Genomic DNA, 13,328 nt, shown 5'->3' on the forward strand with positions numbered 1-13,328 from the left:
TCATTACCGATCGGGATCCCGGTGCCGCGCGACACCGGGATTTTTTCGTTATTCGCCCTTGAACTGGCCTTCGAAGGCGAACTCGCTGACCGGCTTGCGCTGGCTTGGGATTTCCCGCGCGCGCAGATCGTCGGGGAGCGTCGAGGGATCGGCCAGCCGGCCGATCGCAACGGCGGCCTCGACCCGGTAATGTTCGGGAACGTTCAGTACGTGCATGGCCTTGTCGCGGTCGATGCCCGCCATGCCATGGGCGTGCCAGCCGGAAAGCGAAACCTGCAAAGCAAGGCTGTACCAGGCCGAGCCCGTGTCGAAGGCATGGGTATAGGCCGGGCGCATCTCGCCGTTCTGTGCCTGGTTATGGGTTCTCGAAATGACGATCAGAAGCGCTGCCGCGTTCTTCGCCCAGCGCTGGTTGCCTTCGTCGAGACAGTCGAGCAGCACCGGGAAGTGTTCCGTCCCGCGACGGGCGTAGACGAAGCGCCAGGGCTGTCGGTTGCTTGCCGAGGGCGCCCAGCGAGCTGCTTCGAAGAAGGAAAGCAGTTCGCGTTCCTCGATCTCTTCGTGGGTGAAGGCGCGGGGCGACCAGCGCTCAAGGAACATGGCGTCAATGGGATAGTCGGCTTTTCTGTTATCGGTCGCCGTCATGGACATGCCTCTTCTCTGTATTCTCTAAATCCTCAGCAGCTTTTCAGCGCCTGATCTGTCCTGGCGCCTATGGCTCGATTCGTTTCGGACGCTACATGAGGACGGGTGCGGATGAAACCGGGTCGGAAGCATGGAAACGTGCGTGCGATCGGTAAGCTGTACGCGTCAGGAAAGTGCAGAAACGGTCGCGTGGGTCATTGCCGTTTCCAGGAAAAAAGTTGTATAAGTTCTGTAGATTTTTGAGAGAGGACGGATCATGTCGTTTAAAGACCCATCATTGTTTCGCCAGGCAGCCCTCGTCGGCGGCGAGTGGATCGAGGCGGACGCGGCGAACGCGATCGAGGTGAACAACCCCGCGACCGGCGAGATCATCGGCCGCGTGCCGAAGCTTGGCGCCAAGGAAACCAAGGCAGCGATCGAGGCGGCGCGCGTGGCCCAGAAGGGCTGGGCGGCGCGCACGGCCAAGGAGCGCGCCGGCATCCTGCGCAAATGGTTCGAGCTGATGATCGAGAACAAGGAGGATCTCGGCCGCATCCTGACGCTGGAACAGGGCAAGCCGCTTGCGGAAGCGACCGGCGAAATCGTCTATGGCGCAAGCTTCGTCGAGTGGTTTGCCGAAGAGGCGCGCCGCATCTATGGCGACCTGATCCCCGGCCATCAGCCCGACAAGCGCATCCTGGTGATGAAGCAGCCGATCGGCGTCGTGGCCGCAATCACGCCGTGGAACTTCCCCAATGCGATGATCACCCGCAAGGCCGGCCCGGCCTTCGCCGCCGGCTGCGCCATGGTGCTGAAGCCCGCAGCTCAGACGCCGTTCTCGGCGATTGCGATCGCGATCCTTGCCGAACGCGCCGGGCTGCCGAAGGGCCTTTTCAGCGTCATCACCGGCTCGGCCCGCGAGATCGGCGCCGAGATGACCTCCAACCCTGTCGTGCGCAAGCTGACCTTCACCGGCTCGACCGAGGTGGGTGCCGAGCTCTATCGTCAGAGTGCGGCCACCATCAAGAAGCTCGGCCTCGAACTCGGCGGCAATGCGCCGTTCATCGTCTTCGATGATGCCGATCTCGATGCCGCGGTCGAAGGCGCGCTGATTGCCAAGTTCCGCAACAACGGCCAGACCTGCGTCTGCGCCAACCGCATCTATGTGCAGGACAAAGTTTATGACGCCTTTTCCGACAAGCTCGCCAAGGCGGTCGCCAAGCTGAAGATCGGCAACGGCCTTGATGAAGGCGTCATCCTCGGGCCGCTGATCGACAAGGCGGCGCTGGAAAAGGTCGAGGAGCACATTGCCGACGCCACCTCCAAGGGGGCACGCGTGGTCCAGGGCGGCAAGCGCCACACGCTTGGCGGCACCTTCTACGAGGCGACGGTTCTGGCCGACGTCACCCAGGCGATGGCCGTCGCGCGGGAGGAAACCTTCGGCCCGGTCGCGCCGCTCTTCCGCTTCAAGGACGAGGCCGATGTGATCGAGCAGGCAAACGATACCGAGTTCGGTCTTGCCTCCTATTTCTACGCCAAGGATCTGGCGCGGGTGTTCCGGGTGGCGGAAGCGCTGGAATACGGCATGGTCGGAGTCAACACCGGGCTGATCTCGACGGCGGAAGCGCCGTTCGGCGGCGTGAAACTCTCCGGCCTCGGCCGCGAGGGCTCGCGCTACGGTATCGAGGAGTTCACCGAGATCAAGTATGTCTGCCTCGGCGGCGTTGCCTGAAACAGGCGAAAATCCAACTTGCAACAAACCGGCCAGTGTTTTGGCCGGTTTTCTTTTGCCAGCAAGGCGTTAGTGTCAAAATCGAAATTATCGATGGCGTGAGGTTACCCTTCACTCCAGCCCTCTCCGTGCGAGCGGAGAAAAGGGATTTCAACGCGGCGCGGTATCGTCTCCGTATACGGGAAGAGGTACCGGCAGGCGGGTGAGGGGCGAAGGTTGATCCTCACGGCTACGTTTAAGGAGAATGAGCATGCCGGCCCCGAAGAACCCCTTTAAGGCAGCCCTGCGCGAAAACCGCTTCCAGCTTGGACTGTGGGTGGCGCTTGCCAGCCCCTATGCGGCGGAAGTGGTGGCTGGCAGCGGCTATGACTGGCTGCTAATCGATGGCGAGCATGCGCCGAACGATATCCCGCTGCTGTCGGCACAGTTTCGCGCGGTCTCGGCATCCGCCAGCCATCCGATGGTCCGTCTGCCGGTCGGCGATACCGTGTTGATCAAGCAGATTCTCGACACCGGCGTGCAGACCTTGCTGATCCCAATGGTCGAGAGCCTGGCGCAGGCGCAGCAACTGGTGCGTGCCACACGCTATCCGCCGCATGGCGTTCGTGGCGTTGGTGCCGCCCTCGGCCGTGCGTCTCACTTCGGCCGCATCGGCGACTATCTCCAAACCGCCGGCGACGAGATCTGCCTGATCCTGCAGATCGAAAGCCGCGCAGGCCTTGCCGCGATCGACGAGATTGCCGCACTCGACGGCGTCGACGGCCTCTTCATCGGTCCGTCCGACCTGGCGGCGGACATGGGTTATCTCGGCAAGCCCGGCCATCCGGAGGTGCGTGCGGCGATTGCCGACGCCTTCGAGCGTATCAAGAAGGCTGGCAAGGCGAGGGGCATCATGACGCTCGACCTCGAGCAGGCACGCGACTACCGCGAGCTCGGCGCCGATTTCATGGCGATCGGCACGGACGTCACATCGCTCGTTCGCGCAACGACGGCGCTGCGCCAGGAGTTTATCGGCGAGGTCGCTTCGGCGCCAAAGAAGCAGGAATCCGGCTACTGATTCGAGATTGCGGCGAGCTCGGGCATCGAAACGCTCGGGCTCCAGCGCTGGAGGTCGACGATCCGGCGCTCGATCTTTTCGCGGTGATGGTTGGCGATATCGCCCAGGCGGTGGTTGAGGAACGGGTTTCTGAAGCGCTCCAGCGTCGCTGCAGCATAGGTGGTCGCCTCGTTCTCCAGACCCTTGGCGGCGAAGGCGGGAATGACTTCGGATTGATAGATGTGGTCCAGCCGGGCTGCCACGGATGCGTCGGCGAGGATCTCCCGGACGGTCTCGTTCGGGTCGCGGCCTTCCTTGAGCCAAAGATCCGCAAGCACCGTGTGGCCGAGGTTGAGAATGTGGAGCTTCAGCTTCCCATAGGATGTCAGGTCGTCCACGAGTTTCACGGACGGATGGGTGCAGGGCGAGCGTAGGCCGGGCTGGTTTTCGATTGCCCACAGCGCATAGGGCTCGGCAATCGCACCGGCGGGCTCCAGCGGTTCGGAGACGATGCGGTCGACCAGCGCGTTTGCCCAGACGACATTTTTGTTTAGCCAGTCGATAAAGGCGCTCTCTTCGAACCGCTCCGCCGCAAGCCCCAGCATCAGCGCCTTCAACGCATCGCCGTTGCGCGACACGAGCTCGCAGGGAAGGATCGTCAGGGGGCGCCCGCCTGCATCGAAGCGCGCCTTCAAGAGCAGAAGCAGCTTACCGGGAAAGGAACGGGGAATGTCCGTCACCAGGTCGTTGCTGACTTGGTAACCCGTATCGCCGGTATTGGAGATCAGGATCTCCGCCTCCTCGGCAACGATCTCCCGGACCTCATTCCAATTTTCAGCCGTCGAAAGCGCGCGCGCCACACTGGTGACCTGTACTGTCCGGTCGATCCGCTCGCCGCCTTGGATGCCGCGGATGACGACCGGAAAACCCTCGGGGCGGGCAAGCGCCGCAAGTCGTCCGGCGCGTTCCTTGGATCCGGTCGTCTGGACGATCGTGATCGGCCCGGGCGCCTGACCTGTTTTCAGTGCCTCGCTGACGAAGAGATCGGCATGGGCCTGAAGGAAGCGGCTGGTCCCGAATTGCACGATCGGCGTCGTCATCTTGTGGCTCCGGTAGCTGGCTATGGAATGGATTGAAGCAAGGTCTCGCGCGCGGACTGGAGATGGCGCCGGCAGGCCTGTTCGGCCTTTGCGGGGTCATGCGAGCGCAACGCCTCGATATAGGCAAGGTGCTCTTCCAGGGCGCGGGCGTTGCGCTGGCGGGCATTCGACTTGTTCCACTGGTAGTGATAGTGGAAGACGATGGCGATGATGTCGTAGAAATCGACGATGAAGCGGTTGCTGGACGCCTTGTGCACCAGCAAGTGGAACTGCTCGTCCAGTTCGGAGAATTCCCGGTAGCGGTTGTCGATATCGGCCAGGATTTCCCGGTGCAGGGTCTCGATTTTCTTGAGCTCCTCCCACGCGGGGTGATCGTGCGGCAAGGAGACGAAGCGCGCGGCCGAACGCAATTCGAACATCTCGCGCACTTCCGTCAGCTCCAGCGCAAACTCCCGCGTGAAGCCCTTGAGGATCCAGTGGCTGTTCGGCCGTTTCTCGATCAGGCCGAAGCGACTGAAGCGAATCAGGAACTCGCGTACGCTGGTCGTCCCGGTGCCGATTTCGCGCGCCAGTTCGAGTTCGTTGATCTGCATGCCGGGCTCGGCGCCGCCGGCGAGAATCCGGCGCATGAAACTGCGCTCGATGATCTCGGAGAGCGAATCGGTTTCTTCCGTCGGAAAATAGTCGTCGGGGCGGGGCTGCCGCAGCACGTTCTTCTTGCGCTTGTCCCAGGCGATCAGCTGCAGTTCCTCGAAGCGGCTGAGGATTGCGCGCACCGTCGTCCGGCTGACGCCGAGCACCTGCCCAAGCTCCGGCTCGGAGGGCAGCGAGGATGTTTCCGCCAGAAGCTTCAGGCAGCGGTTATAGGCATCCTTGAAGACGGTATTCTGTTTTGCCATGGCAAGATCCGGCCGGTTTGAACTTGTCTGCGTTTATCAGCGACGCTCCTCTATCGCGGCGATCCGGTTTTGTCTCCGTCTGTCGTCAGCATCTTTCCTCCCGTTTACCCCGGTCGTTGGCCCGACGGCGTCAGCGACGTTCCGCTATAATACCCATTGACGACGATCTGTCTATTGTAGATAAAAGACAGAAGAACAGACCTCAACAATCACGGAGAAATCGGTGTCTGCGCCGTCCACCATCCTGCTCGCACCGGAGGACAACGTCGTCGTGGCGACCTTGGCGATTGCCGCCGGTGACGCCCTGCCAAATGGCGCGCGCGCGGCAGCAAAGGTCGATGCCGGCCACAAGATCGCGATCCGCACCATCCGCACCGGCGAACCGGTCGTCAAATATGCTCAGGCGATCGGACGGGCGACCGCCGATATCGCACCGGGCGACCATGTGCACTCCCACAACCTTGCCTTCGACCGGGATCGTTTGGCGATCGGCCCGCAGGGAGCGCCGGAAGCAGCAAGCGATGCCGACAAGGCGCGCACGTTCATGGGCTATCGCCGTGGCGACGGGCGGGCGGCGACGCGAAACTATATCGGTGTCGTCGCCAGCGTGAACTGTTCCACCACCGTCTGTCGTGCGATCGCCGAGGAGGCGAACAGGCGCATCCTGCCGAAATACGAAGGCATCGACGGGTTCGTGCCGATCGTGCATGACCAGGGTTGTGGCATGTCGTCGACGGGCGACGGCATGGCCAATCTGCATCGCACGCTCGCCGGCTATGCCCGCCACGCCAATTTCGGCGGCGTGCTGATGGTCGGTCTCGGCTGCGAGGTCAACCAGTTGACACTCTATGGGCAGAGCGGTGCCGGCGGCGAAAAGCGTCACTTCAACATTCAGGAAGCCGGCGGGTCGCGGCGTTCGGTGGAAAAAGCGCTTGGCATTCTCGAGGAAATTGCTGCCGAAGTCGGCAAAGCGCGTCGCGTGGCCATTCCGGTGAGCGAGATCGTCGTCGGCCTGCAATGCGGCGGATCCGACGGGCTTTCAGGTATTACCGCCAACCCGGCGCTCGGCGCCGCGGTCGATATCCTTGCAGCGGCTGGTGGTACGGCAATCCTCTCCGAGACCTCGGAGATCTACGGCGCTGAACATCTGCTCCGCAGCCGGGCCGTCAACGAAGCCGTGGCGATGAAGCTCGACGGACTGATCGCCTGGTGGGAGAACTATGTGGCGATGCACGGCGCCTCGCTCGACAACAATCCGTCGCCGGGCAACAAACGCGGCGGCTTGACCACCATTCTCGAAAAATCGCTCGGTGCCGTGGCCAAAGGCGGCCGGTCACCGCTGAACGCGGTCTATCGCTACGCCGAACGGGTGACCGAGCATGGGCTCGTCTTCATGGATACGCCCGGCTACGATCCGGTGTCGGCGACCGGCCAGGTCGCTGGCGGCGCCAATGTCATCGCCTTTACCACCGGTCGCGGCAGTTGCTTCGGCTGTCGGCCGGCACCGTCGATCAAGCTCACCAGCAACACGGCGCTGTTTAGGGCGATGGAAGAGGACATGGACATCGATTGCGGCGTGATCGCTTCGGGGGAGGCGAGTATCGCAGGGCTCGGCCGCGAGATCTTCGATCTGATCGTCGAGACCGCCTCGGGCCGCAAGACCAAGAGCGAGCTCTTCGGCTATGGCGACAATGAGTTCGTACCCTGGCATCTGGGGGCGACGCTCTAAATACGGAACGACTGGCATCCTTGGAGGAGGAGACGGGGAATGCAGACGAGACGGATCGGTCGGACCGAACTATCGGTGACCGAATATAGCTTCGGCGCCGCCGGTCTCGGCGGGCTCTACCGGGAGTGTACCCGTGACGCGGCAATCGCGACGCTGGACGCTGCCTGGGCTGCGGGACTGCGCTATTTCGACGTGGCTCCCTTTTACGGCCTCGGGCTTGCCGAGCGCCGGGTCGGCGATTTCCTGCGTGACAAGCCGCGCGGTGAGTTCGTCCTCTCCACCAAGGTTGGCCGGCTTCTTCATCCGGTGCCGGACGACAAGGTGCCTGACTATTCCTATGTGAAGCCGCTCAATTTCGACGTCAGCTACGACTACAGCTACGACGGCATCATGCGCTCCGTCGAGTTCAGTTACGCCCGGCTGGGGCTCAACCGCATCGACATTCTGTATGTGCACGATATCGGCGTCTACACCCATGGCGCTGCCCGAAGCGCCGTCTATATGAGGCAGTTGCTGGAGGGCGGACTGAAGGCGCTGGAGGAACTGAGATCCTCAGGAACCATCGCCGCCTATGGTCTCGGCGTGAACGAGGTGCCGGTTTGCCTCGAGGTCATGCGCCAGGCCGATATCGACTGCATCCTTCTGGCCGGCCGCTATACCTTGCTCGATCGCTCGGCCGTCGCCGAACTCTTGCCGCTCTGTGAAAAGAAGCAAACCTCCCTTGTCGTCGGCGGGGTCTTCAATTCGGGCATCCTGGCAACGGGCCCAGTCGAGGGTGCGCATTTCGATTACATGCCGGCAACGGAAGATGTCCGTCAAAAGGTCGGCGCCATGGAAGTGGTTGCTCGCGGCATGAACATACCGCTTGCGGCACCCGCCATGCAGTTTCCGCTCGGTCATCCCATGGTTGCCTCCGTGCTGCTCGGGACCGCCAGGCCGGAGAGCCTGACGCGCAACATGGCACTCACCGAACACCGGTTTTCCGCGGCAGATTTCGCGGCTTTCGAACCGTTCACGCTGGTCGCGCCGGAACTCGGAGACGAGCCGGTTCGGGTCTAGCGGATCGCGGCCGCCCCGCGCCTGAAATGCTGTTCCGGCAGCTTGCCAAGCCGGAATTGTCGTACTAGCATCCAGATATGTTTTTTATCGATAAAAGGTCGATAAGCCGGCACCTGCGATCGACCTCCAAGAAGTGGAACACGGTGCACTGAGAGGAAAACCTGGGATGAGCATTTTGAAAAGCAGCCTTACCCGTCGCGCCTTCACCGCCCTGGCCGGTGCTGCGATGATCGCCGGCATGTCGCCGGTCGCGTCCTTCGCACAGGACGTGACGATCCCGATCATCGTCAAGGACACCACGTCCTTCTATTGGCAAATCGTGCTGGCCGGCGCGCGCGCCGCCGGCAAGGACCTGGGCGTCAATGTACCCGAGCTCGGGGCCCAATCCGAGTCCGACATCAACGGCCAGATCAGCATTCTCGAGAACGCGGTTGCCGGCGCTCCGGCTGCCGTCGTCATCTCGCCAACGGAATTCAAGGCGCTCGGCAAGCCGATCGATGAGGCGGCGAAGTCTGTTCCGATCATCGGCATCGACTCGGGCGCGGACTCGAAGGCCTTCTCCTCGTTCCTCACCACCGACAACGTCCAGGGTGGCCGCATCGCTGCCGACGGTCTCGCTGCGGCGGTCAAGGAAATGACCGGGAAGGAAGAGGGCGAAATCGCCATCATCACCAGTCTCCCGGGCGTCGGCTCGCTCGACCAGCGCCGCGAGGGCTTCCTCGATCAGGTCAAGACGAAGTATCCGGGCTTCAAGGTCGTCGCCGACAAATATGCCGACGGCCAGGCGACGACCGGCCTCAACATCATGACCGACCTGATCACCGCCAATCCCAATCTTGTCGGTGTCTTCGCCTCCAACCTGATCATGGCGCAGGGCGTCGGCCAGGCGATCGCCGAAAACAAGCTCGGCGACAAGATCAAGGTGATCGGCTTCGACAGCGACGACAAGACGGTCGGCTTCCTCAAGGAAGGCGTTCTGGCCGGTCTCGTCGTTCAGGATCCCTATCGCATGGGCTATGATGGCGTGAAGACGGCGCTGGCCGTTTCTAAGGGTGAAAAGGTCGAAAAGAACGTCGATACCGGTGCCAATCTGGTGACCAAGGCCAATATGGCCGAACCGAAGATCGACGCTCTCTTGAACCCGAAGGTGAAGTGACGACGGCCGCGGCGGGCCGCTTTGCCCGCCGCACCCGCTTGCGACCGGAACGAGGACCGGTCGCAAGCGATCTCCGCGATGGGAGGAATGCGCAGATGACCGAGTTGCAAGAGGCGCGCGATATCAGGACCGAAGGCCTGCACGTGGCAACGCGCCATCCGGTTCCGAAGGGCGAACCGATTCTGGAACTGCGCGCCCTGCAGAAGAAATACGGCGCCGTGGAAGCCTTGAAGCCGGCGTCGCTGACCTTTCTTTCCGGTGAGATTCACGCAATCGTCGGCGAGAACGGTGCCGGCAAGTCGACGCTGATCAAGCTTCTGACCGGCGTCATCAAGCGCACCTCCGGTGAGATCTTCTGGTGCGGCAAACCCGTCCAGCTCGACACGCCGCACGAGGCGATCGAACGCGGCATCAACGCCGTGCACCAGGAGGTCGTGCTCTGCGCCCACCTGACGGTGGCGGCCAACATGTTTCTCGGCGACGAGATCAACCGCAATGGCCTGATGCGCAAGCGCGCCATGACCGATGCGGCCCAACGCGTACTCGACGATCTCGGCTTCAACCTGCCCGCCGCCGCCGTGCTCGGTAGTCTCACGATCGGCCAGCAGCAGCTCGTCGCCACCGCGCGCGCCGCGATGCGCGGCACGCAGTTCCTGATCTTCGACGAGCCGACGGCCTATCTGACGCGGCAGGAATCGGCCCAGCTCTTCCGGCTGATCCGCAGGCTCCAGGCCGAAGGCGTCACCATCGTCTATATCAGCCACCGCATGGAGGAAGTCTTCGAGCTTGCCGATCGCGTCTCGGTGCTGCGTGACGGCACCCATGTCGGTACCCGCAAGATCGGCGAAACGAACGAGGCGGAACTGATCGCGTTGATGATCAACCGCACGATCGAGCAGATCTATCACAAGGAGCATTTTCCGCCCGGCGAAGTCATCGTCGAAACGCGAGACTTGAGCGGTCCCGGATTCCAGGACGTATCGCTGACCGTTCACGCCGGCGAGATCGTCGGCCTCTACGGGTTGATCGGGGCGGGGCGCAGCGAGTTTGCGCTCGGCCTCTATGGGCGCCATCGCCCAAGCGCCGGCGAGGTCTATTGGCAGGGGCGCAAGGTGGATATCGCCAGCGAGCGTGTTGCCATGGATCTCGGTATCGCGCTGGCGCCGGAAAGCCGTCGCGACCAGGGCCTGTGCCTCAATCTGCCGATCGGCCTCAACATCAACCTGCCGGTGTTCAGCCGGCTGACGCGCGGGTTTACGATCAACGGCCAGCAGGAGCGGGAGAATGCCGACCGGCAGATCCGCGACCTGAAGATCAAGACGCCTTCGCGCCGGGTCCTGGCGTCCGCCATGTCCGGCGGCAACCAGCAGAAGATCGTCATCGGCAAATGGCTGAGCCACGGCGCCAAGCTCTTCATTTTCGACGAGCCGACCGTCGGCGTTGACGTTGGTACCAAGGCGGAAATCTACCGCCTGTTCGCACGGCTTCTGGAGAACGGGGCGGGCATCATCCTGATTTCGTCCTATCTGCCTGAGGTCTACGAGCTCGCGGATCGGCTGCACGTGTTCCGGCGCGGCCGGCTGGTTGCCAGCCACGACTATCGCGCCGCCAGCCATGAGGAAGTGCTGACGCAGGCGATCGGCGTTTGAACGCCTGGAGCGGGATGAGTGAGCGGTTTTCCGCCCGCATCCCACTCAGCTTATGAAGACGATCATGATGATCTTGGTCGAATAGATCCAAGATCGTCATGATCTAAGAAACTTGAGGGATGCAGGGAGGAAGATCATGAGTGCGGAAACGGTGGAGAGCGGCGCCAGTGCGGCGCCACGCAAGGGCGTGAGCATTCTGTTCGGCCTCACCCTTTTGGGGCTGCTTCTGTTCCTCTGGCTGCTGCTGGGGTTTGCCACCAACAGCTTCTGGACGCCCAACAACATCAGCAACCTGCTGCGCCAGGGCGCGATGACGGCGATCCTTGCGGTCGGCCAGACCTTCGTCATCATCACCGCCGGCATCGACCTTTCGGTGGGCGCGGTGGTCGGCTTCACCAGCGTCATCGTCGCCTGGCTGCTTGCGGCCGGCGTGCCGCTCTGGGCCGCCATCCTGCTCACGCTTGCCTTCGGAGTGCTGATCGGCGCCTTCCACGCCTTCGGCATCGTACGCATGGGCCTGCCGCCCTTCATCATCACGCTTGCGACCCTCACTTCGCTCCGTGGCATCGGCCTGCTGATCACCAACGGCTCGACGATCTCGATCACAAATGAAGCCTTCACCAACTTCTCGCGGGCGGATTTCCTCGGCGTGCCCAGCCTGTTCTGGATGGTGATCGTGGTGGCGATCCCGGCCTATGTCTTCCTGCATCTGAGCCGCTTCGGGCGCTACCTCTTCGCCGTCGGCTCCAACAGCGAGGCAGCACGCCTCTCCGGCGTCAACGTCCACCGCACCATCTATCTCGCTTATATCCTCTCCTCGACTTGCGCCGCCTTCGTCGGCTTGCTGCTCGCCTCGCGCATCGGCATCGGCAACGCGACGCAGGCCGAGGGCTGGGAACTGCAGGCGATCGCCTCGTCGGTCATCGGCGGTACCAGCTTGTTCGGTGCGGTCGGTTCGGTGCACGGGCCGCTGCTGGGCGCCTTCATCCTCGCGACGATCAACAACGGCGCCAATCTCCTGAACGTCAACTCGTTCTGGCAGCGCATCATCACCGGCGTTCTGATCATCGTCATCGTCTATTTCGACCAACTCCGGCGTCGCAGCGCCCGCTAGGCGCCGGCACCGAACATTCCGTGGGAAATGTCATGAAAGCCGTGCTCTGCCTCGAACCCGGCCATCTGGAGGTCGTCGACCGTCCGCCGGCTGAGAATGTGCCTGACGGGTGGGTGCGTGTCGCCGTCAGCCATGTCGGCATCTGCGGCACCGATTACCATATCTTCGCCGGCAAACATCCGTTCCTCGAATACCCGCGCGTCATGGGCCACGAGATATCGGCTACGGTCATCTCCGGTGGCCGCGGCACGGCGATCGCGCCCGGCACGCCGGTCGTGGTGAACCCCTATCTTTCCTGCGGCAACTGCGTTGCCTGTCGAAAGGGTAAACCCAACTGCTGCACCGCCATCAAGGTTCTCGGCGTGCATACCGATGGCGCTTTTTGTGAAGAGATCATCGTACCAGACGGCAATCTTTATCCGGCGCAGGATCTGTCGCCGGAGGCCGCCGCCACCGTAGAATTCCTGGCGATCGGGGCCCATGCGGTGCGCCGTGCTTCCGCGGATGCCGGTTCACGGGCATTGGTCATCGGCGCGGGACCGATCGGTCTCGGCACCGCGATCTTCTCGCGCATCGCCGGCCACCGGGTGACGCTGATCGACACCAGCACCGAACGGCTGGACTTTGCCGCCCGCAAACTCGGCTTTGCCAACGGTATTGTCGCCGATATGGAAGTGGCGGCGCGCGTTGCCGAGGCGACGGATGGCGACGGCTTCGACGTCGTCTTCGATGCCACTGGTCACGGTGGCTCTATGCAGGCGGCCTTTTCCTATGTCGCCCATGGCGGCACGCTGGTCTTCGTCAGTGTCGTCAAGGACGAGATCCGCTTTTCCGACCCGGAGTTCCACAAGCGTGAGATGACGCTGATCGGAAGCCGCAACGCGACCCGCCAGGACTTTGACCATGTCGTCGCGTCGATCGCCTCTGGCCTCGTGCCGGTCGAGGCCCTGATCACCCACCGCACGACACTCGACGGAGCCGTCGTCGATCTTCCTCGTTGGGCGGAAGAAAAGACGGGTCTGGTCAAGGCGATCGTCAAGGTGGCTGTCACGTGAGACCGCTGATTGCTGCATCGCCATAGGGTCGCCATGAGCGTGGAGTTGCCACTTTTTCCTGAAATTGCCCGGCATCCGGCACCCAGCGCACGAAAATAGCGGAAAACCGCCAGTTTCAGACAAGCTCGTTTGCAAATCGTCAGGAATCCGGATTCAGTCTGGCCTAAGGCCTTGT

11 protein-coding genes are annotated in these 13,328 nt (G+C 62.7%); 8 read left to right on the forward strand and 3 right to left on the reverse strand.

The genetic code is table 11. From position 1 onward, the window contains the following. Window positions 1-48 precede the first annotated feature (48 nt). Window positions 49-645 carry a nitroreductase family protein gene (locus BHMPCIPO_RS17570; protein ID WP_173517957.1) on the reverse strand — a complete coding sequence of 199 codons (597 nt, stop codon included), beginning with the start codon at window positions 643-645 and terminating at the stop codon, window positions 49-51. A gap of 256 nt (window positions 646-901) precedes the next feature. Between BHMPCIPO_RS17570 and gabD the strand changes: the two genes are divergently transcribed. Both gabD and hpaI read left to right on the forward strand, forming a co-directional pair. After that, window positions 902-2,356, forward strand: coding sequence for an NADP-dependent succinate-semialdehyde dehydrogenase (gabD, locus tag BHMPCIPO_RS17575; RefSeq protein WP_173517958.1), 1,455 nt, complete (start codon window positions 902-904; stop codon window positions 2,354-2,356). A 250-nt stretch (window positions 2,357-2,606) separates the two neighbouring features. Beyond that, complete coding sequence (gene hpaI, locus BHMPCIPO_RS17580; protein WP_173517959.1) at window positions 2,607-3,413, forward strand: 4-hydroxy-2-oxoheptanedioate aldolase; 807 nt, start codon at window positions 2,607-2,609, stop codon at window positions 3,411-3,413. Here hpaI and BHMPCIPO_RS17585 read toward each other — a convergent pair. Continuing rightward, window positions 3,407-4,492, reverse strand: coding sequence for a mannitol dehydrogenase family protein (locus BHMPCIPO_RS17585; protein ID WP_173517960.1), 1,086 nt, complete (start codon window positions 4,490-4,492; stop codon window positions 3,407-3,409). The two genes, hpaI and BHMPCIPO_RS17585, sit on opposite strands and share 7 nt — an antisense overlap. A 20-nt stretch (window positions 4,493-4,512) precedes the next feature. Next, window positions 4,513-5,391, reverse strand: a complete 879-nt coding sequence (locus BHMPCIPO_RS17590) for a GntR family transcriptional regulator (protein WP_173517961.1) — start codon at window positions 5,389-5,391, stop codon at window positions 4,513-4,515. Between the two features lie 223 nt (window positions 5,392-5,614). On the opposite strand from BHMPCIPO_RS17590, the gene BHMPCIPO_RS17595 reads away from it, so the two are divergent. The 6 genes from BHMPCIPO_RS17595 to BHMPCIPO_RS17620 all read left to right on the forward strand — a co-directional run bounded on the left by BHMPCIPO_RS17595 (window position 5,615) and on the right by BHMPCIPO_RS17620 (window position 13,153). Next, window positions 5,615-7,120, forward strand: a complete 1,506-nt coding sequence (locus BHMPCIPO_RS17595; RefSeq protein WP_173517962.1) for a UxaA family hydrolase — start codon at window positions 5,615-5,617, stop codon at window positions 7,118-7,120. A 39-nt stretch (window positions 7,121-7,159) separates the two neighbouring features. After that, window positions 7,160-8,179: an aldo/keto reductase gene (locus tag BHMPCIPO_RS17600; RefSeq protein WP_173517963.1), complete on the forward strand. Its 1,020-nt coding sequence runs from the start codon at window positions 7,160-7,162 to the stop codon at window positions 8,177-8,179. A 166-nt stretch (window positions 8,180-8,345) separates the two neighbouring features. After that, window positions 8,346-9,335 carry an ABC transporter substrate-binding protein gene (locus BHMPCIPO_RS17605; protein WP_173517964.1) on the forward strand — a complete coding sequence of 330 codons (990 nt, stop codon included), beginning with the start codon at window positions 8,346-8,348 and terminating at the stop codon, window positions 9,333-9,335. A 95-nt stretch (window positions 9,336-9,430) separates the two neighbouring features. Continuing rightward, window positions 9,431-10,984, forward strand: coding sequence for a sugar ABC transporter ATP-binding protein (locus tag BHMPCIPO_RS17610; protein WP_173517965.1), 1,554 nt, complete (start codon window positions 9,431-9,433; stop codon window positions 10,982-10,984). A 136-nt stretch (window positions 10,985-11,120) separates the two neighbouring features. Then, the gene (locus tag BHMPCIPO_RS17615; RefSeq protein ID WP_173517966.1) at window positions 11,121-12,098 is read left to right on the forward strand and encodes an ABC transporter permease; all 978 of its coding nucleotides are present in this window, start codon (window positions 11,121-11,123) and stop codon (window positions 12,096-12,098) included. A 32-nt stretch (window positions 12,099-12,130) separates the two neighbouring features. Further along, the gene (locus tag BHMPCIPO_RS17620; protein WP_173517967.1) at window positions 12,131-13,153 is read left to right on the forward strand and encodes a zinc-binding alcohol dehydrogenase family protein; all 1,023 of its coding nucleotides are present in this window, start codon (window positions 12,131-12,133) and stop codon (window positions 13,151-13,153) included. The last annotated feature ends 175 nt before the right edge of the window (window positions 13,154-13,328 follow it).

It is taken from the genome of Ensifer sesbaniae (assembly GCF_013283665.1).
Lineage (GTDB): Bacteria > Pseudomonadota > Alphaproteobacteria > Rhizobiales > Rhizobiaceae > Ensifer > Ensifer sesbaniae.

Excerpts from the sequence above, each read along its gene's own strand:
- BHMPCIPO_RS17570 (WP_173517957.1), bottom strand. The coding sequence starts at position 645 with ATGACGGCGACCGATAACAGAAAAGCCGACTATCCCATTGACGCCATG.
- gabD (WP_173517958.1), top strand. The coding sequence starts at position 902 with ATGTCGTTTAAAGACCCATCATTGTTTCGCCAGGCAGCCCTCGTCGGC.
- hpaI (WP_173517959.1), top strand. The coding sequence starts at position 2,607 with ATGCCGGCCCCGAAGAACCCCTTTAAGGCAGCCCTGCGCGAAAACCGC.
- BHMPCIPO_RS17585 (WP_173517960.1), bottom strand. The coding sequence starts at position 4,492 with ATGACGACGCCGATCGTGCAATTCGGGACCAGCCGCTTCCTTCAGGCC.
- BHMPCIPO_RS17590 (WP_173517961.1), bottom strand. The coding sequence starts at position 5,391 with ATGGCAAAACAGAATACCGTCTTCAAGGATGCCTATAACCGCTGCCTG.
- BHMPCIPO_RS17600 (WP_173517963.1), top strand. The coding sequence starts at position 7,160 with ATGCAGACGAGACGGATCGGTCGGACCGAACTATCGGTGACCGAATAT.
- BHMPCIPO_RS17605 (WP_173517964.1), top strand. The coding sequence starts at position 8,346 with ATGAGCATTTTGAAAAGCAGCCTTACCCGTCGCGCCTTCACCGCCCTG.
- BHMPCIPO_RS17610 (WP_173517965.1), top strand. The coding sequence starts at position 9,431 with ATGACCGAGTTGCAAGAGGCGCGCGATATCAGGACCGAAGGCCTGCAC.
- BHMPCIPO_RS17615 (WP_173517966.1), top strand. The coding sequence starts at position 11,121 with ATGAGTGCGGAAACGGTGGAGAGCGGCGCCAGTGCGGCGCCACGCAAG.
- BHMPCIPO_RS17620 (WP_173517967.1), top strand. The coding sequence starts at position 12,131 with ATGAAAGCCGTGCTCTGCCTCGAACCCGGCCATCTGGAGGTCGTCGAC.